At 74.2% G+C, this 23,047-nt stretch carries 19 protein-coding genes and 1 riboswitch; of the genes, 13 read left to right on the forward strand and 6 right to left on the reverse strand.

The window, feature by feature from the left end; translation table 11 throughout:
- Positions 1-163: 163 nt before the first annotated feature.
- The 6 genes from IE170_RS20745 to IE170_RS20770 all read left to right on the forward strand — a co-directional run bounded on the left by IE170_RS20745 (position 164) and on the right by IE170_RS20770 (position 8,175).
- Positions 164-2,671 (forward strand): aminoglycoside phosphotransferase family protein, encoded by a 2,508-nt coding sequence (locus IE170_RS20745; RefSeq protein ID WP_189810931.1) that lies wholly within the window; start codon positions 164-166, stop codon positions 2,669-2,671.
- Entirely contained in the window at positions 2,668-3,660 is a 993-nt protein-coding gene (locus IE170_RS20750; protein ID WP_189810932.1) for a phosphotransferase family protein, read from the forward strand. Before IE170_RS20745 ends, IE170_RS20750 begins: the two co-directional genes overlap by 4 nt.
- Before the next feature lie 11 nt (positions 3,661-3,671).
- Positions 3,672-4,661: an aminoglycoside phosphotransferase family protein gene (locus tag IE170_RS20755; RefSeq protein WP_223855944.1), complete on the forward strand. Its 990-nt coding sequence runs from the start codon at positions 3,672-3,674 to the stop codon at positions 4,659-4,661.
- A 201-nt stretch (positions 4,662-4,862) separates the two neighbouring features.
- A complete protein-coding gene (locus IE170_RS20760; RefSeq protein WP_189810934.1) occupies positions 4,863-6,686 on the forward strand; it encodes an AMP-dependent synthetase/ligase in 1,824 nt (607 codons plus the stop codon).
- A gap of 197 nt (positions 6,687-6,883) precedes the next feature.
- The gene (locus IE170_RS20765; RefSeq protein WP_308428422.1) at positions 6,884-7,732 is read left to right on the forward strand and encodes an aldo/keto reductase; all 849 of its coding nucleotides are present in this window, start codon (positions 6,884-6,886) and stop codon (positions 7,730-7,732) included.
- Positions 7,733-7,746: 14 nt separating this feature from the next.
- Positions 7,747-8,175 (forward strand): RICIN domain-containing protein, encoded by a 429-nt coding sequence (locus tag IE170_RS20770; RefSeq protein WP_189810935.1) that lies wholly within the window; start codon positions 7,747-7,749, stop codon positions 8,173-8,175.
- A gap of 47 nt (positions 8,176-8,222) precedes the next feature.
- Here IE170_RS20770 and IE170_RS20775 read toward each other — a convergent pair whose 3' ends face one another.
- Positions 8,223-8,528 (reverse strand): 4a-hydroxytetrahydrobiopterin dehydratase, encoded by a 306-nt coding sequence (locus IE170_RS20775; protein WP_189810936.1) that lies wholly within the window; start codon positions 8,526-8,528, stop codon positions 8,223-8,225.
- Positions 8,529-8,643: 115 nt separating this feature from the next.
- Between IE170_RS20775 and IE170_RS20780 the strand changes: the two genes are divergently transcribed.
- Positions 8,644-9,456 carry a helix-turn-helix domain-containing protein gene (locus IE170_RS20780; protein ID WP_189810937.1) on the forward strand — a complete coding sequence of 271 codons (813 nt, stop codon included), beginning with the start codon at positions 8,644-8,646 and terminating at the stop codon, positions 9,454-9,456.
- Here IE170_RS20780 and IE170_RS20785 read toward each other — a convergent pair.
- Entirely contained in the window at positions 9,442-9,870 is a 429-nt protein-coding gene (locus IE170_RS20785; RefSeq protein WP_189810938.1) for a hypothetical protein, read from the reverse strand. The two genes, IE170_RS20780 and IE170_RS20785, sit on opposite strands and share 15 nt — an antisense overlap.
- Positions 9,871-10,210: 340 nt before the next feature.
- On the opposite strand from IE170_RS20785, the gene IE170_RS20790 reads away from it, so the two are divergent.
- The 4 genes from IE170_RS20790 (at position 10,211) to IE170_RS20805 (ending at position 14,830) form a co-directional block, all read left to right on the forward strand.
- Entirely contained in the window at positions 10,211-11,311 is a 1,101-nt protein-coding gene (locus IE170_RS20790) for a hypothetical protein (protein WP_189810939.1), read from the forward strand.
- Positions 11,308-11,868 carry a toxin-antitoxin system, toxin component gene (locus IE170_RS20795; protein ID WP_189810940.1) on the forward strand — a complete coding sequence of 187 codons (561 nt, stop codon included), beginning with the start codon at positions 11,308-11,310 and terminating at the stop codon, positions 11,866-11,868. Before IE170_RS20790 ends, IE170_RS20795 begins: the two co-directional genes overlap by 4 nt.
- Positions 11,869-12,059: 191 nt before the next feature.
- Positions 12,060-13,589 (forward strand): NAD(P)/FAD-dependent oxidoreductase, encoded by a 1,530-nt coding sequence (locus tag IE170_RS20800; protein ID WP_189810941.1) that lies wholly within the window; start codon positions 12,060-12,062, stop codon positions 13,587-13,589.
- Complete coding sequence (locus IE170_RS20805) at positions 13,586-14,830, forward strand: MAB_1171c family putative transporter (protein WP_189810942.1); 1,245 nt, start codon at positions 13,586-13,588, stop codon at positions 14,828-14,830. Before IE170_RS20800 ends, IE170_RS20805 begins: the two co-directional genes overlap by 4 nt.
- Before the next feature lie 59 nt (positions 14,831-14,889).
- Here the strand turns inward: IE170_RS20805 and IE170_RS20810 are convergent, their stop codons facing one another.
- A complete protein-coding gene (locus tag IE170_RS20810; RefSeq protein WP_189810943.1) occupies positions 14,890-15,762 on the reverse strand; it encodes a bifunctional 5,10-methylenetetrahydrofolate dehydrogenase/5,10-methenyltetrahydrofolate cyclohydrolase in 873 nt (290 codons plus the stop codon).
- A 65-nt stretch (positions 15,763-15,827) separates the two neighbouring features.
- A riboswitch (ZMP/ZTP riboswitch) is annotated at positions 15,828-15,906 on the reverse strand.
- 69 nt (positions 15,907-15,975) lie between these two features.
- On the opposite strand from IE170_RS20810, the gene IE170_RS20815 reads away from it, so the two are divergent.
- Both IE170_RS20815 and IE170_RS20820 read left to right on the forward strand, forming a co-directional pair.
- A complete protein-coding gene (locus IE170_RS20815) occupies positions 15,976-16,737 on the forward strand; it encodes a methyltransferase domain-containing protein (protein ID WP_189810944.1) in 762 nt (253 codons plus the stop codon).
- A gap of 227 nt (positions 16,738-16,964) precedes the next feature.
- Complete coding sequence (locus IE170_RS20820) at positions 16,965-18,578, forward strand: RNA polymerase sigma factor (protein WP_189810945.1); 1,614 nt, start codon at positions 16,965-16,967, stop codon at positions 18,576-18,578.
- A gap of 88 nt (positions 18,579-18,666) precedes the next feature.
- Here IE170_RS20820 and IE170_RS20825 read toward each other — a convergent pair whose 3' ends face one another.
- The 3 genes from IE170_RS20825 to IE170_RS20835 all read right to left on the reverse strand — a co-directional run bounded on the left by IE170_RS20825 (position 18,667) and on the right by IE170_RS20835 (position 22,886).
- The gene (locus IE170_RS20825) at positions 18,667-20,076 is read right to left on the reverse strand and encodes an amino acid permease (protein ID WP_189810946.1); all 1,410 of its coding nucleotides are present in this window, start codon (positions 20,074-20,076) and stop codon (positions 18,667-18,669) included.
- 74 nt (positions 20,077-20,150) lie between these two features.
- Positions 20,151-22,286 (reverse strand): phage holin family protein, encoded by a 2,136-nt coding sequence (locus IE170_RS20830; RefSeq protein WP_189810947.1) that lies wholly within the window; start codon positions 22,284-22,286, stop codon positions 20,151-20,153.
- Between the two features lie 195 nt (positions 22,287-22,481).
- Positions 22,482-22,886, reverse strand: a complete 405-nt coding sequence (locus IE170_RS20835) for a hypothetical protein (RefSeq protein ID WP_189810948.1) — start codon at positions 22,884-22,886, stop codon at positions 22,482-22,484.
- Between the last annotated feature and the right edge of the window lie 161 nt (positions 22,887-23,047).

Raw genomic sequence — 23,047 nt, forward strand, 5'->3', positions numbered from 1 at the left:
GACAAGAAGACCCCTGTTTCGGCAGGGGTCTTCTTCGTTTCCGGGGCGTCCCCGGCGGCGCCTTCCGTGCCGTGTGCCCTACCCATGGAAGTTCCTCCCGCGGCCGGGTGGGTACGGATAGCCTGGCGCCGTACACGGACGGTGATTCTCGGGGGAAGCCACCATGCCCATCAGGCCGCAGTACAGGCGGGTGTCCGCCCTACAGCGCGACTTCTTCGACCGCGAGGGCCTCCTCGCCTCCTACGAGGAGGAATTACGAGGTATCGGCGCCGGCCCGCGGATCCTCAACGTGGTCGGAGTCGGCGGCATCGGCAAGTCCCGGCTCCTGCAGGAGCTGCGCAACCGCACCCCTGACAGCCACCGCACCGCGCGCCTCGACCTGCAACTGCCGACGATGAGGCAGCAGGAGGACGCGCTCGCCGTCCTCCGGATGGAGTTCGGGGCGCAGGGTGTGCGGTTCGACCGCTTCGACATCGCGTACGCGGTGCTCTGGCAGCGGGTCCACCCGCAGCTGCAGATGAACCGGAAGAACACGCCGTTCGCCGAGGAGAGCGATGTCCTGTCGAAGATCCTCGACGATGCGATGGGTCTGCCGGTGTTCGGGACGGCGGCCGGCCTGGTGCGGCTGACCGGGCGGGCGGTCAAGAACAGGCAGCGCCGGCAGCGGATCCAGGCGGACCCAACCCTGCACGAGCTCGACGACCTCAGCAACGCCGAACTCGGCCACGCGGTGTCCTACCTGTTCGCCGAGGAGCTGCGGAGCTCGGCCTCGGAGCGGCCGTATGTGGTGTACGTCGACGCGTACGAGGCCCTCGTGCCGGCGCCGCTGCCCGGCGGCCGCAACTTCGTGGCCGACGCCTGGCTGCGGGACCTGCTCGGCCAGCTCCACGGCGGCCTGACCGTGCTGGCCAGCCGCGAGCCGCTGCGCTGGGCCGCGTACGACGAGGAATGGGCGACGGTGATTCGGCGCGCCGACCTCGACGGGCTGCCCATGTCCGCGCGGCTGGACCTGCTCGCCCAGGCGGGCATCACCGAGATCCCCCGCCAGCGGTCCATCGCCGAGGCGAGCGCGGGCGTCCCCTTCTACCTCCACTTGGCCGTCGACACCCACCTCCAGAACCCGGCTCGCTCCGGGCACGCGAGCACCTCGGAGGAGATCGTCCAGCGGTTCCTCCAGCACGTGGCGGCGGATGAGGTGCGCATCCTCGAGCTGCTCAGCACGGCGAGGACGTTCGACCTGAACGTGTTCCAGGCCGTGGGCCGGGCCTTCGACCTGCCGGCGAACCTGCTGACCTGGGAGTCACTGACCGCGTATTCCTTCGCCTACCCCCTCCCCGACGGCTGGTACCGACTCCACCAGTTGATGATCGGCGCCCTGCAGCGCCATCTGTCTCCGGCCGTGCGGCGCAGGGTCCATCGGGAGCTGCGGCTCCACTGGGAGTCGCTGGCCCGTGACATGGAGGGCGGGGACCGGCGGACGGCCAGCACGGCCCGCATCTCGCCGCTGCGGGAGGCCGTCTACCACGGGCTGCACGGCGGCGACATCACCGCCGACGACATCCCCAGGCACGCGGACAGGGCTGTCGCCCTGAACGGCCGGCAGGCGGTCGACGGCATCGTCAAGGACCTGCGTGAGTACCTGGCCGTACCGGTCGTCCCCGCCGACGGGGAGGACCACCCTCACGCCGTGCTGCGCGATGCCGCCGACTGCCTGGAAGCGGAGTCGAAGCTTGAGCTCGGCGACACCGCGGGGGCCATCGCCCTCACGCCGAGCTTGGACCGCCCGGTGCGGACCCTCGTCGGCGCGCGGTTGGCCCTCGCGGGTGCCAATGCCCGGCGGATCGCCGGGGAGAGCAGCCTCGCCGCGACGATCTTCGAACGGGTGTGGACAGAGCACGCCGGTGAAGCTCGCACGGCGGCCGGCTCCTGCGTCGCCGACCTGCTCATGTGGCAGGGCGACTTCCAGGGGGCGTTCGCGCTCGCCGACGAGGTGTACGGGCTGTGCGCGGCCGAGGACGCGGTCATCCGGGGGGACGTGAAGCGGCTGATGCACCTCGGGCACCGCTTCCTGATGGACTTCGAGAGCTCGGCGCGGCTGCTGGCCGAAGCGGAGGCGGAGTACCGGGAAGCGGAGGCCGTGGTGGGGCTGGCGAACGTCCGGACCAACCGGGCCGAGCTGTGGGCGTTCACCGCCCCCGCCGACGCCGTGGCGGAGGCGGCTGCGGCCCTTGCCGTCCAGAGGGAGCTCGGGGCACAGCACGAGGTCGGGAAGGCGTACACGGCCATGGCCATGGCCCAGACGCGACTGGGCGAGTACGACAGGGCCGCTTCGTCGTTCGAGAGCGCCGACGCCGCCCTGGACAGGGCCGGCTACCGCTCCGGCCGGGCCAGGGCGACCATGTTCCGGGCCTTCCTGCACTGGCGACGGGGGAACCGGGAGGGCGCGGGGCACCTCCTCGTGCACGCGGCACGGGAATTCGAGGAGTGCCAGGTGTATCCGTCGCTGATCCTGGCGATCCACCGCGCCGCCGACATGATCGGCGTCTCCGCGCCTGAACTCGCCGCAGCGGCGGACCGTGCGCGGCCCGCCGTCCGGCCGCCGGGAGGCCTCGCCGCACTCCAGCGTCGGACGGACGCGGTCCTGTCGGCGTTCCTCGAGGGGGCCGGATGAACTGGATGGACCTCTACGGGCAGGCGCTGCGGTCGGGCGACGCCGCCGCCGGCTACTACAACCGCAACATCGGGGTACGCACCCCCGAGGGGCGGGTCAACGTCCGGATCCCGATCGAGGCCGCGGACACCATGGACGTCCGGGTGTGGCGGGAGGAGGACGTGCTGGCCTGCATCAGCCCGTACGTCGGCCAAGCACCGGAGCTCCGCCACACCTGCGGCGCCCCCCGCTTCCAGGTCCACCGTTTCATCGAGGGCCGTGTGCTGGACGGGTTCTCGCCACGGGGCAACGCGGTCCCCGACCACGTCCTCGGGGATGTCGTCGGGCTGATGGAGCAGTTGGCCCGCATCCCGCGCGAGGGGGCCCCGGCGCTTCCCGACGACTGGCCGGAGTCGGGTGACAGCCCCGGCTTCGGGCGCCTCCTGGCGAGACTGACGCAGCAGGTCTACGACGCGCACAAGGAGGCTTATGGGGCCGTCTTCGCCGCTTTCGGCATCCCCGCCGACCCGCTGGCCGTCGTCGAGTCGCAGTGGGAGGGACTGGCCTCCCGCCCCTTCGCCGTGCTGCACGCCGATCTGCACCGCAAGAACATGATCGTCGCGCAGGGCGCGACCTGGTTCCTGGACTGGGAGCTGGCGCTGTGGGGGGACCCCGTGTACGAGATCGGGATCCACTTCCACAAGATGGACTACCCCGCCCCACAGCGGGCCGAGGTGCTCCGGATGTGGCGCAGCCGCATGCCCGGGCCGTGCACACGGGGAGTGGCCGCGGATCTCGACCTGTACGTGGCGCACGAGCGCATCAAGTCCGCGATCGTGGACACGATCCGCTACTCGAAGCAGCTCGCGGGTACGGACCAGACCGGACGTGACTTCCTGATCGGGCGCCTCGCCCGCAAGGTGAACGCGGCGCGAGAGGTGTGGGGGATGCCGCCGGACGTCACTCCCCGGCTTGTCGCGCGGGCCCTCGCAGCGTGGGTGGGGAACTAGACGTGGACACGATGGGGTTGTACCACGAGGCCTGTGCCGACCCGGATGCTCTGTCCGGCTACTACCACCGCAACGTGCGGGTCGATACGGCCGAGGGGCCCGTACTCGTGAGGATCCCTGGCGCGGACGCGGAACAGATGGACCTGCGCCTGTGGTCCGAGCCGGATCTCCTCGCAGCCATCCACCCTCACGTCTCCATGGCTCCGCGACTGCTGCACGCCCAGCAGGACCCTGCCTTCCAGATCCACGAGTTCATCGAGGGTCGCCGGCTCGACGGGCTCGCTCCCGACGGGAAGCCCGTCCCGGACGCAGTCCTCGGCGGTGTGGGACAGTTCTTCGGGGAGGTGCTGCGGGTGCCGTCCGGGGCGCTTCCGCCGGTACCGGCCGACTGGCCGGGCGACGGCGACACCGAAGCGTTCGCGGAGCGCCTGCTCGACCTCGTCCGCTCCATCCGGGCCCGCGCGGGCGAAGCCCAGGAGGGGCTCTACACGGCGCTGGGCGTTCCGGCCGACCCGTGCGGGCGGCTCGTCGACAGGGCGGTCGGCGATCTTCGCAGCCGTCCCTTCCGACTGCTGCACGCCGACCTCCACCGCAAGAACGTCATCGTCACCGGCCAAGGGCGCTTGGCCGTGCTCGACTGGGAGCTGGCGCTGTGGGGCGACCCGGTCTACGACCTCGCCGACCACTTGCACAAAACGTCCTACACGGCGGCGGACCGGAGCCGGGTCCTTGCGGAGTGGGAGCGCGCTGCGCCCGCCGAATGCCGCACCGCATGGCGGTCCTCGTTGGCGTTCTACCTCGCCTACCAGGAGATGAAGTCGGCCGTGGTGGACACGGTGCGGTGGGGGCGGCGGATCGCCGGCGCCGCGGGCGGGCATGAGCGCCGGACCCTCGCCCGGGAGTTGCAGGCCAAGCTGCTCGCCGCCGGCCCGCACTGGGGCGGCGGACCGCCGCCGGGTGTCGAGGAGATCGAGAAGGCCGCGGCGCACTGGCAGGCCTGACCTCCGCCTCCGGCGGGCGCCGCCTGACGGCGGCGCCGTTCGGGGCGGGACCTCGCCCGCGGCGGGTTCCCGCCACTCGGGGTGGGTTCGGGGGCGGGTCCGTGGGCATGCTCTCCGCCGCTTCGTCGTCGTCCCGGCCCTGCTGTGCGTGCGGGGGCGCCCATCGGGGGCGGCGGAGGCGGGGTGCGGAGAGGAGCGGGTGTGCGGGAGGTTGTGGTCCCGCCCGTGGTGGTGGAGGCGGCCGTCGGGGGGCTGGCCGACTGCGTGTTCCGGAACGCCCGGGAGGAGCCGGGCCGGGTGGTCATGGGCCGCAAGCGGGGCGGGGTCTGGCGGGACGTGACGGCCGGGGAGTTCGCCGCCGAGGTGCTGGCGCTGGCGCGCGGGCTGGTCGCGCAGGGGGTGCGGTTCGGGGACCGGGTCGCGGTGATGTCCCGTACCCGGTACGAGTGGACGCTGTTCGACTTCGCGCTGTGGGCTGTCGGCGCCCAGCCCGTGCCCGTCTACCCGAGTTCCTCCGCCGAGCAGGTGCAGTGGATCCTGTCCGATTCCGGGTGCACCGCGTGCGTCGTCGAGGACGAGGACCAGGCCATGACGGTCGGGTCGGTCGTCGGTGGGCTGCCGCGGCTGCGGCGGCTGTGGCAGCTCGACGCCGGGGCCCTCGCCGGGCTCGTCGCCGACGGGCGGGGCGTGCCGGAGGAGGTCGTGCACGGGCGGCGGGGCGCGGTGGCGCCCGAGGCGGTGGCCACGGTCATCTACACGTCGGGGACGACCGGGCGCCCCAAGGGGTGCGTGCTGACGCACGCGAACTTCATGTTCGAGGCGGACACGCTGGTCCGGCGGTGGGAGTCGGTGTTCCGGACGGAGCCCGGGGAGGTGCCGTCCACGCTGCTGTTCCTGCCGCTCGCGCACGTCTTCGGGCGGGTGGTGGAGGTCGCGGCCGTACGGGCGGGGGTCAAGCTCGGGCACCAGCCCGAGCTTGCGGCGGCGGAGCTGGTGCCGGAGCTCGCGGCGTTCCGGCCGACGTTCCTGCTGGGTGTGCCGTACGTGTTCGAGAAGGTGTTCGCGGCGGCCCGCCGGGCGGCGGAGGCGGAGGGGCGGGTCGGTGTCTTCGACCGGGCCGTCGAGGCGGCCGTGCGGTATGCGGAGGCGTGCGAGCGGCAGGCGTTCGGGGCGGGGCCGGGGCCGTCGGCGGCGCTGCGCGTGCAGCACCGGCTGTACGAGCGGCTGGTGTACGGGCGGGTCCGCGCGGCGGTGGGCGGCCGGGTCCGGTACGCGATGTCGGGCGGCTCGGCGATGTCGCGGCGGCTCGGGCTGTTCTTCGAGGGCGCCGGGGTCACCGTGTTCGAGGGGTACGGGCTGACCGAGTCGTGCGCGGCGGCCACGGCGAACCAGCCGGGCGCGACGAAGTACGGCACGGTGGGCCGGCCGATCCCGGGCGGGGCCGTGCACATCGCCGAGGACGGGGAGGTGTGGCTGCGCGGGCGGCACGTGTTCTCCGGCTACCTGGGCGACGCACGGGCCACGCGGGCGGTCCTGCGGGGCGGCTGGCTCGCGACCGGGGACATCGGGCGGCTGGACGAGGACGGCTACCTGGTGATCACCGGGCGGAAGAAGGAGATCCTGGTGACCTCCAACGGCAAGAGCGTCGCGCCGGCCGCGCTGGAGGAGCGGGTGCGCTCGCATCCGCTGGTCGCGCAGTGCGTGCTGGTGGGCAACGACCGGCCGTACGTGGCCGCGCTGATCACCCTGGACGAGGAGGGGGTGGCGCACTGGCTGTCGATGCGGAGCCGGCCGCAGCTGCGGGCGGCCGAGCTGGTGCACGACGCGGATCTCGCGGCGGAGGTGCGGCGGGCCGTGGTCGCGGCGAACTCGCTGGTGTCGCAGGCCGAGGCGATCCGGGCGTTCCGGGTGCTGCCCGAGCAGTTCACGCAGGAGCGGGGGCTGCTGACGCCGTCGCTGAAGCTGCGGCGGCGGGCGATCGAGACGGCGTACGCGCAGGAGGTCGCGGCCCTGTACCGGCCCTGACACCCGGGGGCGCGCCGCGGCCCGGGCGCGGCCGAACGGGTGGATCCGGGCCCGTCCGGGTCGCAGGCGGGCCGCTGCCGGGAGGGGCGGGCGCGGCGGCGGGAATACGTCGGGGCGGGCGGCCGTACGGGCGCCCCCGGGCCGGGGTGTGCCCGTACGGCTCCCGGTGCGGCCCCGCCACCCCGAGGAACGGCAGCGTGAACGACATCCCCGTGATCACCCTCAACAACGGCGTCCCCATGCCCCGGCTGGGCTACGGCGTCTGGCAGGTCCCCGACGACGAGGCCGAGCGTGCCGTGCGGACGGCACTGGAGGCGGGCTACCGCAGCATCGACACGGCGGCCGCGTACGACAACGAGACGGGCACCGGGAAGGGGCTTGCGGCGGCCGGGGTGCCGCGCGAGGAGGTGTTCGTCACGACGAAGCTGTGGAACGGCCGGCAGCGGACCTGGCGGCGGGCGGAGGTGCTGGAGGCGTTCGAGCAGTCGCTGGACCGGCTGGGCCTCGACCACGTCGACCTGTACCTGATCCACTGGCCGCGCCCGATGCGCGACGACTTCCTGCACATCTGGGCGGCGTTCGAGGAGATCGCGGCGAGCGGGCGGGCCCGGGCCGTCGGCGTGTCGAACTTCCGGGCGGAGGACCTGGAGCGGCTCGGCGAGCGCAGCGCGCTGGTGCCGGCGGTGAACCAGGTCGAGCTGCACCCGCTGTTCCCGCAGCCGGAGCTGCGGGACCTGCACGGGCGGCTGGGCATCGCCACGGAGGCGTGGTCGCCGCTGGGGCAGGGCGGGGAGCTGCTGCGGCTGCCCGAGGTGACGGAGATCGCCGGCCGGTACGGGCGCTCCCCGGCGCAGGTAGTGTTGCGCTGGCACCTCCAGCTGGGGAACGTCGCGATCCCGAAGTCGGTGACGCCGTCGCGGATCAGGGAGAACCTGGACGTGTTCGGCTTCGAGCTGCACGCCGCGGACATGGCGCGGCTGGAGGGGCTCGGCAGTGGGCCGCGGGCCGGGCGGATCGGTCCGGATCCGGCGGTCTTCGACATCTGAGCAGGGGGGCTCGCTTGTCCGTTCCGGACGGGGTGTACCGGGTGCGCAACGTGGCGAGCGGGCTGCTCCTGCGGCTGGAGGGCGGCACGGCGGTGGGGGTGGGGCCGCAGGGCCCGCCCGCGCCGGCGGCGTCCGTGCAGTGGCGGCTGTCGCCGGTGCACAGCGGCGGCGGGATCGTCCACGTGGTGAGCGTGCACAACGGCAGGCGGCTGGACGTGGCGAACGCGTCGACGGAGAGCGGCGCGCGGGTGCAGGTGTGGCGGCCGAACGCGTTCGGTGCGCAGGAGTGGATCGTCGAGGAGCACCTCGACGATCCGGGGGTGGTGTCGCTGGTGGCGTGCATCAGCGGGCTGTCGCTGGAGGCGGACGCGGAGGGGCGCGCCCGGCAGGGCGAGGACACCGACTCGCCCGCGCAGTGGTGGCGGCTGGAGCCGGTGGCGTAGCGGATCCCGGTGGCGGGCCCGGCCGGGCGGCGGCGGGCGGCCCGCCGTCAGTGCGCGCCGTGGGCCGGGGCCAGGGCTTCGACGCGCTCGGCGAGGGTGAAGTCGGACTCGGTGACCGCGTCGCCCGCGCTGTGGGTGTTCACCGAGAGGCGGACGGTGTTGTAGCCGAGGGTAAGGTCCGAGTGGTGGTCGAGCTCGTCCTGGACGGCGGCGATGTGCGCGACGAGCGCGCTCGCCGCGACGTGCGAGCCGAGCCGGTAGGTGCGGTGGATGCGGTCGTCCTCGAAGGCCCAGCCGGGCAGCTCCCGCAGCCGGTCCTCGATCTCCTTCTGCGAAAGCGGTTCTGCTGCCATCGGCGTGCTCCTTCCCCTGCCGGGTCCGATTCCTGACGAGGGGTCAAGGTTCCCACAGCAGGTGCGGGAAAGGAGGCTCCGCGGCGGCCCGGCGCGCTGGGGTAGCGTCGTGTGCATGGCGACCATGACACGTGCGGGCGGCGGCACCGTCGGGGAACTGCTGCGCACCTGGCGGCAGCGGCGCGGCATCAGCCAGCTGGAGCTCGCCGGCCGGGCCGACTCCTCGGCGCGGCACATCAGCTTCATCGAGACGGGCCGGTCCGCGCCCAGCCGGGACATGGTGCTCCGGCTCGCCGACCGCCTCGACGTGCCCGTCCGCGAGCGCAACGCGCTGCTGCTGGCGGCCGGGTACGCGCCGCAGTACGCGCAGACGCCGCTGGAGGATCCCGCGATGGGGACGCTGCGGGATGGGCTGCAGCGGCTGCTGACCGGGTACGAGCCGTACCCGGCGCTCGTCGTGGACGCGGTGTACGACGTGGTCGCGGCGAACCGGGGCGTCCTGATGCTGCTGGAGGGGCTGCCGGAGCACCTCCTGGTGCCGCCGCTGAACGCGATGCGGATCACCCTGCACCCGGAGGGGCTGGCGCCGCGGATCCGCAACCTGCCCGAGTGGCGGGGCCACCTGCTGGCGCAGATGGAGCGGCAGATCGCGCTGGCCCGCTCGCAGGTGCTGCGCGCCCTGTACGAGGAGGTGGCGGCCTACCCGGTGCCGCAGGGGCGGGCCGCCGGCCCGGCGGTGGGCGGCGAGCCGGTCCCGTACATCGCGCTGCCGCTGGTGATCGAGCACGACGGGCGGGTGCTGTCCTTCGTGTCGTCCATCGCGACGTTCAACACGCCGATGGACGTGACCGTTGCCGAGCTGGCCATCGAGACGATGCTCCCGGCCGACCCGGCGACGGTGGAGTACCTGCGCTCACTGGCGGTCTGACGCGGCGCAGGCCCGCAGCGCCAGGTGCTGGAGCAGGGCGAAGCCCGCGACGGTGAGCGCCTGCGCCGGGACCCACACCAGCCCGGCGGCGGTGGGGGCGTCCCACAGGAACAGGGATGCCAGGCTGAGCACCGTCCAGGCGCAGTTGGCCTCGATGACGAGCATGACGGGGCCGGCCGGGGGCCGGCGGCGGGAGGCCAGCCAGGCGACGCCCGCCGCGTAGGCGGCGAGGAAGAGGCCGAGTCCGAACAGGGTGTCCGCGCCGATGCCGAGCAGTCGGCCGAGCGGGGCGCCGAGGGCGGCGTAGGCGAGGCCGTTGGCGCCGGTGACGGCGGCGTCGAGGGCGAGGAAGCGGCGCAGGGCGGTCTGCGGCACCGCGGTACGGGCGACTCCGGCGACCAGGGTTGCGGACACGGCGGATCAACCTCCAGAGGGGGGCGGGGTGTACGGGCGGAACGGGTCGGGCGGCGGGGGCGGAGGCCGGGCCGCGCAGGGGCGGCCCCGGCGGTGTCCGGCGGGCCGCGCCGTCCGATGCCCCCACTGTGCCGCCGGACGGCCGCCGCGGTCGATTACCTCAGGGGTCATGGGAGTCGGCCGGAGTGGAGCCGGGCCGGGGCCGGGGCCGGGGCCAACGTTCTTTGACGTGGAGCGCAGGAAACGTTGGGTTCTTATCTCCCTCTTGCGGCCCGCGGGCTACGCTGCTTGCAAGCCGAACGGCCCTCGAACGTCCTGTCGACACAGGGAGAACCACACGGTGGACGCCGCTGCCCGACCCGACCTCGCCGCGACCTGGGAGCGCGTCGCGGTGCTGGCGGAGCAGCGGGGGGCGGATCCGCGCGAGGTGCTCGACGTGGAGCGGCTCGGGCATCTGAGCGGGGTCGAACCGGCCCTGATTCCGGCTGTGTTGGCGGGGGCCGCGCCGGCCGTGCCGTTATGCGTGCGGGTGCACCGGCGGTTCCGGTGGCTGCGGGCGACGCGGCGGGACAGGCAGGGGCGGGAGTGGCCGCTCGCCGCGATCGCCGAGGACTTCGACGCGCCCGGTGCGTCGCTGGGCCCGCTGAACGCCGGGACCGGGCTGCCCCGGTTACGGCACGCGGCGGGGGTGCAGCGCTTCTTCGGGGTGTACGCGGGCTTCCTCCTCGCCGACAGCCGGAGCGCGGTGGAGCGGGCCGTCGCGGCCGTGGCGTCGTCCACCTGTCCCGGCGCCACCGTGCCCGCCGCTCCCCCGGGGTCGGCTGCGGGCCTCGTGTCCGGATCGGGCGGCACCGACGACCTGGACCTCCTCTCGCACCTGACGGGCATGCCGCCGCACGCCGTCGCGCAGACCCTCGACGGCAGGCCGCCGCGGCTGCCCCTGTCGGAGCAGGTCCACCAGCGCTTCGCCCACCTGCGGCGCACCCGCCTGCGGCCCGACGGCCAGCCGCACTCGCTCGACGCGATCGCCCGCTCCTTCGACGCGTCCGGGCAGTCGCTGACCCGCCTCGCCCGCGGCGAGGGGCTGCCGAGCCTGGCCGCGGCCGCCGGCATCCAGCGGTTCTACGGGGTGGACAGCGGCTTCCTCCTCGCGGACGACACCGAGGCGCTGGGGGCCGCGCTCGCCGACATCGAGCACGGGCTGCTGGTCTCCGGCGGGGACGCGGCCAACCCGATGCTGGGGGCCCTGCGGGCGCATGACGTCCGCGGCATCGTCGCGCGGGCCGGCCGGCTCTCCGCCGCGGGCCGGCAGTCACTGCGCGACCACCTGGACGACCTGCTGGCCCGCGAGGGCCGGCTCGGGATCCCGGGCGCACGCGGGGAAGGCCCGGCCCGCACGGTGCGGGGCCGCGAAGACGCTGCCGAGGGGGGAGTGCCATGAGGACGACACGGACCATGCGGAAGCTCGGCGCGGATCTGCTGGCGGGCGTGCGCCTGGTCCCGCCGGCCGACGCCGGCGCGATCATCGGGAGCCTGTGCGCGGCGTACGGGCGCAGGCGCGGCGGCCGGCCGGTGAACTTCCGGTTCGCCGGGTTCCCGCCGGACACGGCCAGCGGGCTGTGGCTGGAGATGGCCGACCGCGACCTGCTCGTCATCGAGGAGCGGACCCGGCCCGAGCACCAGCTCGTCATCGCCTGCCACGAGCTGTGGCACCTGGAGGAGGGCACCTGTGACAGCCACGGCCCGGGCATGGCGGTCGCCGCGCGGATCGCGGGCCGCCACGGGGACCTGGCGGAGCTGCTGAACTCGCAGGCCGGGCTGGGGAGCGTCGTACGGCAGGCGGCCGCCCGTGCGGACCGGCAGGACCCGGCGGAGATCCGAGCCGAAACGTTCGGGCTGCACCTCGGGAAGATCCTCAAGGGGTTCCTGGAGCCGCCGCGGCAGGCGCAGTGCGAGCAGATCGAGCGGATCGGGACGGCGCTGGGATGGGCGCGGTGAGGCGGGTCGTGCCGAGGCGGGTCGTGCCGAGGCGGGTCGTGCCGAGGCGGGTCGTGCCGAGGCGGGTCGTGCCGAGGCCGGGCACGGCAGGCCGCAGGCTCGAGTCGCCGCGCCCCGCACCGCCACCGACGACGCCGCCGACGCGCCCCCCGCGCCGCTGACCGCCGGCCCCGACAGAGAGCAGCGCCTCCATGACCCCTTATCCCCAGCCCCGCCACGCCGTCGTCATCGGCGGCAGCATGGCCGGGCTCCTCGCCGCGGCCGTGCTCGCCGAGCACGCGACGGTCACGATCATCGACGCCGACGTGCTGCCCGACGGCCCGGTGCCGCGGCGCGGGCTCCCGCAGGCCCGGCACGTGCACGTCCTGTGGTCGGGCGGGGCGCGGGCGATCGAGAAGATCCTGCCGGGGATCACGCAGGAGTGGATCGCCGCGGGCGCGATGCGCCGCAGCCTGCCGGTGGAGCTGGTCACCATGACGGCGCAGGGCTGGATCCCGCGGTGCCGGGAGAAGCAGTTCACCATCTCCTGCAGCCGGGACCTCCTCGACGCGGTCGTACGGGCCCGGGTGACGGGCCTGCGCGGGGTGACGGCCCTCCAGCGGAGCCGGGTGCGGTCCCTGGAGGGGACGGCGGCGCGGGTCACGGGCGTCCGCGTGGACACCCCGCAGGAGAAGGGGCGGCTGGTCACCGCCGACCTCGTGGTCGACGCGAGCGGGCGCGGCTCGCGCTCCCGGGTCTGGCTGCGGGAGCTCGGCGTGGGCGGGATCCGGCAGGCGGAGGTCGACTCCGGGCTGGTGTACGCGACGAGGCTGTTCGAGGCTCCGCCGGGGGCGCACGAGTCGGGCTTCCCCATCGTCAACGTGCAGTCCGATCCGCGGGTTCCCGTCCCTGGCCGGACCGCGACGATCGTGCCGATCGAGAACGGGCAGTGGCAGGCGACGCTGTCCGGGACCCGCGGTGGGCAGCCGACCGGGGATCCGGATCTGTTCGTCCCGTTCGCCAAGAGCGTCCGTGATCCCATCGTCGGCGAGCTACTCGAAAGGCGCAGACCGCTCACGGACGTCGCCGTCACGCAGGGCACCGCGAACCGCCGCGTGTACTTCGAGAAGGCCGACCTGCCCGACGGGTTCTTCGCGGTCGGGGACTCCGTGGCCACCTTCAACCCGCTGTACGGGCAGGGCATGACGGTCGCCGCGCAGGGGCTGCTCGCGGTTCGGGCGCTGTTGCGGGCCAAGGGGCTGGCCCACCCGTCGATCGGCCGCGAGGCGCAGCGGGCGCTGGCCCCGCAGGTGGCGACCGCCTGGGAACTGGCCACGTCGCAGGACATCCTGTACCCGGGGGCGACGGGGATGCGGCCGCGGACCGGGACCGGCCTGCTGAACGCGTACGTCAGCCGGCTGATGACGGGGGCGACCACGCGGGAGGCGCTGACGGCGGCGTTCCTCCAGGTCATCACGATGAGCAGTCCGCCCACGCACTGGCTGGGCCCGTCGGTGGTGTGGCACGTGCTGCGCGCCTCCGACCGGGGTGCGCTGAAGGCCCCGCCGCTGACGGCCGCCGAGCGGGCCGTCGCCGGATTGGACGCGGGCCCCGTACGCGACGTCCCGGCGGCGGAGCCGGCCGACGACCCCGGGCTGCGCGCGGACCCCGCCGGCTCCCCCGACGGCGCCGACCCCGTGGACCCGGGCGATCCGGTGGGCCGTGCCGGCCGGGCACGATGACGGACGGGCTCATCCTCTACGTGCCGGGGTCGGTGATGATCCTGGCGCTGCTGATCAAGGCGCCGACGCTGCGGCGCGGCTGGGACCAGCCGCTGATGCGCGCGGTGTGCGCGGTGCTGTTCGCCGGCTGCCTGGTGATGTTCCTGGCGGCGCCCCCGACGATCGCGGCGGTCAACCGGCTCACGGGGATCACCAACTTCTCGGCGCCCCTGGTGTACGGGGCGCTGACGGCGTTCTCCGGGTCGTGCGTCGTGCTGGTGCTGCACTGGAGCGGCGGCCCGCCGGCGGTGGTGCGGAGGGCCACCCGGCTGACGGTCGCCGTGTTCGGCGCGGTCACGCTGCTGATCGTGCTGCTGTTCGTCAAGGGGGAGGCGCCCGTCGAGAGGCTGCGGGACCTCGACACGTACTACGCGAACACGCCGTGGGTGCGCGAGATGATCGTCTGCTACCTGCTGGCCCACACGGCGGCCAGCTCGGCGATGACGGTGCTGTGCTGGAAGTGGCTGCGGCGGGTGGGCCCCTCGCTGCGCCGGCTGCGGCCGCTGCGGACGGGGCTGGCGCTGATCGTGCTGGGCGGGGTCCTCGACCTGTGCTACCTGGTCTCCAAGTGGGCGGCGGTCGGTGCGCGCTGGGCGGGGCGCGACTGGGACGCGCTGTCGACGTACGTGGCCCCGCCGTTCGCGGCGGCGGCGGCGCTGATGGTGGGCTCCGGGTTCATCGTGCCGCTGGTCGGCGGCTCGCCCGCCTGGCGGGACTACAGCCGCTACCGGACGCTGCGGCCCCTGTGGAAGGAGCTGCGCGGGTTCGCTTCGCCGAGCGTGATGACGGTGCCGCTGACCTGGTGGTCCCCGATCGGGATCCGGCTGATCCACCGCGAGTCGGTGATCGACGACGGGATCCTGGCGCTGGGCTGCTGGTTCGACCCCGGGGTGCGGCTCACGGCGTACGAGGCGGCGCGCGCCGAGGGGATCGGGGAGCCGCAGGCGTCGGTCGTGGCGGACGCGGCGATGCTCGCGGCGGCCGTGCGCAGGCGGGCCGCCGCCGACCTGGCGGGCTGTGTCGGGGAGCACAGGGAGCCGGCCGACCGGGGGCCCGACGACCCGCACCGGCTGGATTCGCGGCCGCTGGCGGAACTGGCCCGCGAGTTCAGCTCCTCGCCGATCGTGGCCGCGGTGCGGCGCGCCCCGGCGGAGCAGGAGCCCGCTCCGCGGGCGCGGGAGAGCCGGAACGCCCCGGGGTGAGGGATCCGGGGTGTTCCGGCCGTGCGGGGGCGCGGGCGCGGTCTGCGGCCCGCGGGCGGTCAGAGGTCCGCGAGGGAGAGGCCGGCCTGGGCGGCGGCGGCCTGCACGGTCTGCTCCAGCAGGACGGCGATGGTCATCGGGCCGACGCCGCCGGGCACCGGGGTGATCAGGGAGGCGCGGGCGGCGGCGGACTCGAAGTGGACGTCGCCGACGTTGCCCTCGTTGTAGCCGGCGTCCAGGACGACGGCGCCGGGCTTGATGTCCTCGCCGCGGATGAACTCGGCCTTGCCGACGGCGGCGACCAGGACGTCGGCCTGCCGGACGATCGAGGCCAGGTCCTTGGTGCGGGAGTGGCAGTAGGTGACGGTGGCGTTCTGCTCCAGCAGCAGCATGCCGGCGGGCTTGCCGAGGATGGCGCTGCGGCCGACGACGACGGCGTGTTTGCCGGTGAGGTCGACGTCGTACTCGGCGAGCAGGCGCATGATGCCGCCGGGGGTGCAGGAGACGAAGCCGGGCAGGCCGAAGCCCATGGCGGCGAAGGAGTGCATGGTGACGCCGTCGACGTCCTTGCCGGGGGCGATGGCCTCGAAGGCGGCGCGCTCGTCGATGTGGTGCGGCACCGGGTGCTGGAGCAGGATGCCGCTGATCTCCGGGTCCTCGGAGAGGGCGGTGATGGTGGCGACGAGTTCCTCGGTCGTCGTCTGCGCGGGCAGCGCCACGTGCCGGGAGGTGATGCCGGCCTTGGCGCAGCGGTTCTGCTTCATCCGGACGTAGGTGACGGAGGCGGGGTCCTCGCCGACGAGCACGGTCGCCAGGCAGGGGGCGGTTCCGGTGCGCTCGGCGAGCTTCGCGGCGTGGAGGGCGGTCTGCTCGGAGATGCGGCGGGCGAGGGCGGTGCCGTCCATGAGCCGGGCGGTCTGGGCAGTCGTCATAGGGGTCTCCTGGGCGTCGCTGCGGGATCGCGGTTCGCCCAGGCGCGCGGCAGTCGGCGTACGCGGGGGTACGCCGGGCGTACGCTCGTACGCCGGGCCGCTCCCCGGTGGTGATCCACCCGAACGCCAGTCACGGCCCGCGACCACTGTAGTCGAACACCGCGGGCGGAATATCGCTGGAGCGTCCGCTCCCCGCCTGCGACGATATGGATCATGACGCGAACTTTCGACCGTCTCGTGGCGGAGGCGGAGACCGTCTCGGTGGACGGCTGGGACTTCTCCTGGCTCGACGGACGGGCGACGGAGCAGCGGCCCTCCTGGGGCTACCAGCGGATGCTGGGCGAGCGCCTGGCCCGGGTGCGGTCGGTGCTGGACGTCCAGACCGGCGGCGGCGAGGTCCTCGCCGGGGCCGGGCCGCTGCCGCCGCTGGCGGCGGCGACGGAGTCCTGGCCGCCGAACGTCGACCGGGCCACCCGGCTGCTGCACCCGCTCGGCGCGGTCGTCGTCGCCGATCCCGACGAGCCGCCGCTGCCGTTCGGCGACGGCGCCTTCGAGCTGGTCTGCAGCCGGCACCCGGTGACGGTCTGGTGGGACGAGATCGCGCGGGTGCTGGCCCCGGGCGGGACGTACTTCTCACAGCAAGTGGGGCCGGCGAGCGTCTTCGAGCTGGTCGAGTTCTTCCTCGGCCCGCAGCCGGAGGAGGTCCGGCGCAGGCGGCACCCCGACGACGCCGTCGCCGCGGCCTCGAAGGCGGGGCTGGAGGTGGTGGACCTGCGCTCGGAGCGGTTGCGCACCGAATTCCACGACATCGGCGCGGTGATCTATTTCCTGCGGAAGGTGGTGTGGATGGTTCCGGGATTCACGGTGGGGCACTACCGTGAGCGGCTGCGGGAGCTCCACGAACGCATCGGGCGCGAGGGTCCGTTCGTCGCTCACACCTCCCGTTTTCTGATCGAGGCCCGCAAGGCGGGCTGAGGAGCGGCGGGCCTGCCGGGGCGCGGACGGTTTTCCGGCCGAAAGGTTGCCCGCACACAGCGTGGCGCAGGTCACTCAATTCAGCGCGTAACGAATCGACTCGGGCAGGCGATGAACCGACAGGTGTCCTCGCGCGGCCCGGAATACAGACCCCCTTCGGGTCTGTTTCCCGATCCGCGCGATGATGTCCCGCCCACTTCCTGTCTGTTCGCAACGAGAGGCTCCTTGTGTCGCTCAGCCCGTCCCGTACGTTCCCTCCGGAGATCGCCGAATCGGAGGCCCTGGTCGCTCTCGTCGAGCGCGGCCGCGAGCAGGGTCACATCAACGGTGACGACGTGCGCCAGGCCTTCGAGGCCGGCCGCATCCCGGTGGACCAGTGGAAGCGGGTCCTGCGCAGCCTGAACCAGGTCCTGGACGAGGAGGGTGTCGCCCTCCACGTCAGCGCGGCCCCCGCCACGAAGGCTGCCGCGAAGAAGCCCCGCAAGGCTGCCTCCGCCCCCGCCCGGACCGTGACGAAGAAGGCCGTCGCCGCGCCGCGGCCGATCGGTGCGCGGAGCAAGGCCGCGACCGCCGCGGCCGCGGCCGCCGCCGCGACGACGGCCTCCGCCGCTGCCGCCCCGGCGGCGGCGATATCCGCTTCGCCGGCCGCCGCTGCCGAGGCCCCGGAGGCCGCTGCCGCCGCCGAGCCGAAGAAGCGGACGGTCAAGAAGGCCGCCGCGAAGAAGACGGCCGCCAAGAAGACCGCGGCGAAGAAGACCACCGCGAAGGACGCCGACGACGCCGAGACCCCGGCCGTCGAGGGTGAGGACTGGGCGACCGAGGACCTCGTCGACGAGGTCGAGGAGGAGGCGCCGGCGGGCGCCGGCCAGGGCTTCGTGCTGTCCGACGAGGACGAGGACGACGCTCCGGCGCAGACGGTGATGGTGGCCGGTGCCACCGCCGACCCGGTCAAGGACTACCTGAAGCTGATCGGCAAGGTGCCGCTGCTCAACGCCGAGCAGGAGGTCGAGCTCGCCAAGCGGATCGAGGCCGGCCTGTTCTCCGAGTACAAGCTCGAAGAGGAGGAGGACCTCAAGCCCGCGTACCGGCGCGAGCTGGAGATCCTCGTCGAGGACGGCCGCCGGGCGAAGAACCACCTGCTGGAGGCCAACCTCCGCCTCGTGGTGTCGCTGGCCAAGCGCTACACGGGCCGCGGCATGCTCTTCCTGGACCTGATCCAGGAGGGCAACGTCGGTCTGATCCGCGCCGTGGAGAAGTTCGACTACACCAAGGGCTTCAAGTTCTCCACGTACGCGACGTGGTGGATCCGGCAGGCGATCACCCGCGCCATGGCCGACCAGTCGCGCACCATCCGCATCCCGGTCCACATGGTCGAGATCATCAACAAGCTCGCCCGTGTGCAGCGGCAGATGCTGCAGGACCTCGGCCGCGAGCCCACTCCGGAGGAGCTGGGCAAGGAGCTCGACATGACCCCGGAGAAGGTCATCGAGGTCCAGAAGTACGGCCGCGAGCCGATCTCCCTGCACACCCCGCTGGGTGAGGAGGGCGACAGCGAGTTCGGTGACCTCATCGAGGACTCCGAGGCGGTCGTCCCGGCCGACGCGGTGTCGTTCACCTTCCTCCAGGAGCAGCTCCAGTCCATCCTGGGCACGCTCTCCGAGCGCGAGGCGGGCGTCGTGTCCATGCGGTACGGCCTGAACGACGGCCAGCCGAAGACCCTCGACGAGATCGGCCGCGTGTACGGCGTGACGCGCGAGCGCATCCGCCAGATCGAGTCGAAGACCATGTCGAAGCTGCGCCACCCGTCCCGCTCCCAGGTGCTGCGCGACTACCTCGACTAGTCGCGGGCGGCCCCGGCCGCACGCGGAAGGGCCGGCGACCCCCTCGGGGTCGCCGGCCCTTCCGGCTTGGCGCAGGCGCTCCTGCGGGTCAGGCCGTCGCGCGGGACTTCCGGGCGGCCATCACCGCGTAGACGGGGACGCCCGCGAAGAGGAAGAGGACGCCCTGGTAGACGGCGGCGTACCCGGCGCCCGCGACCAGCCACATGGAGAATCCGAAGGCCAGTGCGGCGATGACGCCGTCGCGGACGAGGCGGCCGCGGTGGACCTGATCGGAGCGGCCGGTGAGCAGCAGGTGGATCTGCGCGGCGGTGGAGAGCAGGTAGGGGACGGTCGCGGTGAAGGTGGTGATCAGGACGAGGCTTTCGAAGACGCCCGCGGAGCCGGCCGTGTAGTTGTAGACGGTCAGGGCGGAGGCCAGCAGGACGGTGACGACGACGCCGGTGACGGGCACGCCGCGCCGCTTGGTCTCGAAGGCCTTCGGGAAGAGGCCGTCCTTGGCGGCGGCGTACGGGGTCTGGGCGCTGAGCAGGGTCCAGCCGTTGAGGGCGCCGAGCATGGAGACCACGGCCGCGCAGGCGACGACGGTGCCGCCCCAGGTGCCGCCGAACATGGCGTTCACTGCGTCGGTGAAGGGGGCCTCGGAGGCGACGAGCCGGTCGTGGGCGACGAGGCCGAAGACGGCGAGGGTGCCCAGGAGGTAGACGACGGCGGCGCCGATGGTGCCGAGGACGGTGGCGCGGCCGACGTTGCGGGCGGGGTCGCGGACCTCGCCGGCGCTGACGGCGGCGGACTCCACGCCGAGGTAGCTGAAGAGCAGGATGGCGGCGGAGGCGGACAGTGCGCCGACGGGGCTCTGGCCGGTGGCCTGGAACGGGCCGAGGTTGGCGGGGTCGAAGAAGAACAGGCCGCCGACGGCGACGAGCAGCAGCGGGGCGAACTTCAGGACGGTCGCGACGACCTGGACGGTGCCCACCCAGCGGGTTCCGGCCAGGTTGGCGAGGGCGGGCAGCCACTGCACGGCCAGGGCGGCCAGACACATCGACCAGGTGTGGTCGCCTACGGCCGGGAAGAGGACGGACAGGTAGCCGACGGCGGCGACGGCGAGGGCCGCGTTGGAGACCCAGGAGGTGATCCAGTACGTCCAGGCGGCGAGGAAGCCGGCGAAGTCGCCGAAGGCGGCCCGCGCGTAGACGTAGGGGCCGCCGGTGTGCGGGAGGCGCTCGGCGAGGCGGCCGAAGACCAGGGCGAGGGCGATCGCGCCGAGGGTGAGGATGCCGAAGGCGACGAGGCTGATGGTGCCGAAGGGGGCCACCGAGGCGGGCAGGAGGAAGATCCCGCCGCCGATGATGTTGCCCATGACCAGGCAGGTCGCGATGGGGAGGCCGAAGCGGCGGGCGTGCGGGCCCCCGCTCCCCCCGTCGGTCTCGCGGGCCTCGGCGGCCGGGGATCCGGGGGCCGTGGTCGTGGCGGGCGGGGCTATGGCAGGGGTGGTGCTCACGGGGGTCGCGCCTCGGGTGTTTCACATGCCGGACAGGTCGACACATGCTCCGGCACGTCGCCCGCACCGCCAAATCAACGGCTTTCGTCCTGTACGGGCACCCCTGCGGAAGGAAACATTCCGCCGCGTGCGAGCCGCGGCCGCGGATCCTGCGGCGGTAGTGCCGACTCCGCTTCCGCCCGCCCGGCCGGCCCGACCGGGACCTGCGGCCCGTCCGCCTCGCGCAGCCAGCCCCGCAGGAGCCGGTGCACGGCCTCGGCGCCGACCAGCCCGGACTCCGGGTCCGGCAGGTCCGCCGGCCACATCAGGAAGGCGCGCCCCTGCTCCCCGCCCAGGCCGCCGTGGGAGCCGATCTGCTCCTCGAAGGCGTGGACCTCCCCGGTGGCCGGGTCGTACGCCGAGTTGACCATGATGTCGGGGACGTGCGGGAAGGCGTCGGTACGGGCGACCGCCTCGGCCGCGCCCGGCCCGTACGCGGAGAGCAGCTCCTGCGCGGCGACGGGGTCGGACAGCGGGGCGCAGGCGCCGCCGGGGCCGATGACGTGGCCGTCGACCAGGAGGAAGCCGATGCCGGGGTGGTTGGCGAGGGTCGGCAGCAGGGCGGGGTGGGCGCGCTCGATCCACTCCCGGGTGGCGCGGCCGGGCACGTCCGGGAAGGAGATCACGGCCAGGTTCCCGGAGGGCAGCACGACGGGGTCGGTGCGGCCGGGCCGCGGGCGGGCCTCGTCGCCCTCCTCGACGGGCCGGTGCAGGGCCGCGAGGACGGCGGTGCGGGCCTCGGCGCCGCTCGGGGTGCGGCCCGCCCGGCGGGAGACGGGCAGTCCGCAGCCGGCTCGGACCAGGTCCTTCAGGGTGAGGCCGTACCGGCCGAGGAAGGTCTCCCCCGGGCTCTGCCCGTGGTCCGACAGCAGCACGATCCGGTAGGCGCGGGGGGCGTGCTCGGCGACGCGCGCGAGGAGGGCCAGGGTGCGGTCGAGCCGGGCGAGGACCAGGTCGGTGTCCCGGCCGCGCGGGCCCGAGTGGTGGGCGACCTCGTCGTAGGCGACGAGGTCGGCGTAGACGGCGGCCCGGCCGGCGAGCATGTCGCCGATGACGGCGGCCGTGACGACGTCCCGCTCGACGACGGTCGCGAAGGCCCGGATCAGCGGGTAGAGGCCGCCCCGGGACACCCGCGGCCGGTCGCCGCGCAGCCTCGCCCGCACCGACTGGCCGATCTCCCGCCCCACTTCGGCGGTGAAGGACAGCGCGGTGCGGACGGCGTTGGCAGGGTCGGAGAAGTACGCGAAGTAGCCGGCGCGGGAGCGGTTGGCGCGGCCGCGGCGGGCCGACACCGACAGCACCAGCGCGAGTTGGTCGGCGCCGCCGCTGAACAGGTTGCCCCGGCTGGCCCCGTCGAGGGTGAGCAGGCCGCCGTCGCCGGTGCGGGCGACGGCCCGGCGCTGGAGTTCCGCGGCACTGGTGGGCCGGTTGCAGACCATCACCTCGCCGGTGTCCTTCTCGTACCAGCGGAACGCCGGCACGTCGAACGTGGTGCCGTGCAGGATGCCGAGCTGGCTGGCGCCGGTCTGGCTGGACCAGTCGGTCCGCCAGGGCATGACGCGGTGGCCGCTCTCCAGCCAGGACCCGGCCGTCGGCATGGTGCCGTTCGCGGCGGCCTCGCGCAGCACCCCGTACCCGACCCCGTCGAGCTGGAGGAGGACCAGGCCCGGCGGCGGCTCGCGGCCGGGCGCGGCCGGGCGGCGCTGCCGGCGGCGCCGGCGGTCGGCCAGCCGGTACAGGCGTCTGCGGTAGGCCTCGTCGTCGCGGACAGCGAGCGCCGTGGAGGTGGCGGAGGCCACGGCGGACATGGCGGCCGCCACGACGACGGCGGTCTCGGGGGCGGCCCTGCCCTGCCCGGAGGGGACAAGGCTGAGCGCGAACAGCAGCAGCGAGCCGTTGAGGAAGAAGACGAGCAGGCCGAGGACGAGGGCCGGTACGAGCAGCAGGGCCCGTACGAGGACGGGCCACACGAGGGCGCTCAGCAGGCCGAAGGCGCCCGCGCCCCACGCCGCGGCGAGGCCGGCCTGCGTGATGTCGGCGCCGTCGCCGGACTGCAGCCGGAAGTCCGGCAGGATCCCGGCGAGGACGAGCATCGTCAGGGTGGAGACCGCCCACACGGTGAGCACGCGCACCGCGGCGCCGCCCGCCCTCCGCCACCGTCCTCGCCGCACGCCGCACCGCCTCGTGTCTCCCCCGGCCGGCGCCGCGCGCCCCGGCGCCGCCTCCAGCGTCGCACAGGCGGGGCGGGAGCGGCCCGTTGGCGGCGGGCGGGCGGGAGCGGACGGCGGCCGCGCGGGAGCGCGCGGGGCGCAGCACGGGCGCGGGGGGGTGCGGCGGGGTGGGGCGGGCCGGGGTGGCGGCGGGCGTCAGGTGCCGTCGTAGCCGGCGGTCGGCATCGAGAGCCGGCGGTGCACCTCGGCCTTCATCGCCGAGGTGTAGTACGGCTCGTCGAGCCCGGCGGTCTCCCACCGGACGCCGCGCCGCCGGCACTCGGCGGCGAACTCCTCCACGGAGCGCAGGGCCCGGGCGAGGACGCGGCGGTTGGGGGCGACGAACAGGTCGACCCGGCCTTCCTCCACGTCGCACCACAGGCCGCAGTGGTCGGCGCGCAGCCCGTAGACGAGGAGCTCTTTGGTGACGACGTACCCCTGGTCGGCGGCCCAGCGGGCGCACATGGCGTGCTGGCTCCGGGTGTCGACCGCGAAGGGGTCGGTGTCGAGGTCCTCGAGCGGGGCCAGGCTGGCGATCGCGGCCACGCGCAGCTCATCCATGACGCCCGACCCTACTCCGATCCGCCGCTGCGGTGGAGGGGGCTGCGGGGCCGGGTTGGCGGGCGCCGCGCCGGGGGCAGGCTCCGGTGGGCGGGCATAGTCTCGGTCCGAGGGCCTGCGACTGCGACGGGGAGGCGGGGTGCCGGTGGAGATCACCTGGT

The organism is Streptomyces toxytricini, assembly GCF_014649915.1.
Taxonomy (GTDB): Bacteria; Actinomycetota; Actinomycetes; order Streptomycetales; family Streptomycetaceae; genus Streptomyces; species Streptomyces toxytricini.

Coding starts and splice junctions, on each gene's coding strand:
- IE170_RS20745 (WP_189810931.1), top strand. CDS start 164: ATGCCCATCAGGCCGCAGTACAGGCGGGTGTCCGCCCTACAGCGCGAC.
- IE170_RS20750 (WP_189810932.1), top strand. CDS start 2,668: ATGAACTGGATGGACCTCTACGGGCAGGCGCTGCGGTCGGGCGACGCC.
- IE170_RS20755 (WP_223855944.1), top strand. CDS start 3,672: ATGGGGTTGTACCACGAGGCCTGTGCCGACCCGGATGCTCTGTCCGGC.
- IE170_RS20775 (WP_189810936.1), bottom strand. CDS start 8,528: ATGGCAGCAGAACCGCTTTCGCAGAAGGAGATCGAGGACCGGCTGCGG.
- IE170_RS20780 (WP_189810937.1), top strand. CDS start 8,644: ATGGCGACCATGACACGTGCGGGCGGCGGCACCGTCGGGGAACTGCTG.
- IE170_RS20795 (WP_189810940.1), top strand. CDS start 11,308: ATGAGGACGACACGGACCATGCGGAAGCTCGGCGCGGATCTGCTGGCG.
- IE170_RS20800 (WP_189810941.1), top strand. CDS start 12,060: ATGACCCCTTATCCCCAGCCCCGCCACGCCGTCGTCATCGGCGGCAGC.
- IE170_RS20805 (WP_189810942.1), top strand. CDS start 13,586: ATGACGGACGGGCTCATCCTCTACGTGCCGGGGTCGGTGATGATCCTG.
- IE170_RS20810 (WP_189810943.1), bottom strand. CDS start 15,762: ATGACGACTGCCCAGACCGCCCGGCTCATGGACGGCACCGCCCTCGCC.
- IE170_RS20815 (WP_189810944.1), top strand. CDS start 15,976: ATGACGCGAACTTTCGACCGTCTCGTGGCGGAGGCGGAGACCGTCTCG.
- IE170_RS20835 (WP_189810948.1), bottom strand. CDS start 22,886: ATGGATGAGCTGCGCGTGGCCGCGATCGCCAGCCTGGCCCCGCTCGAG.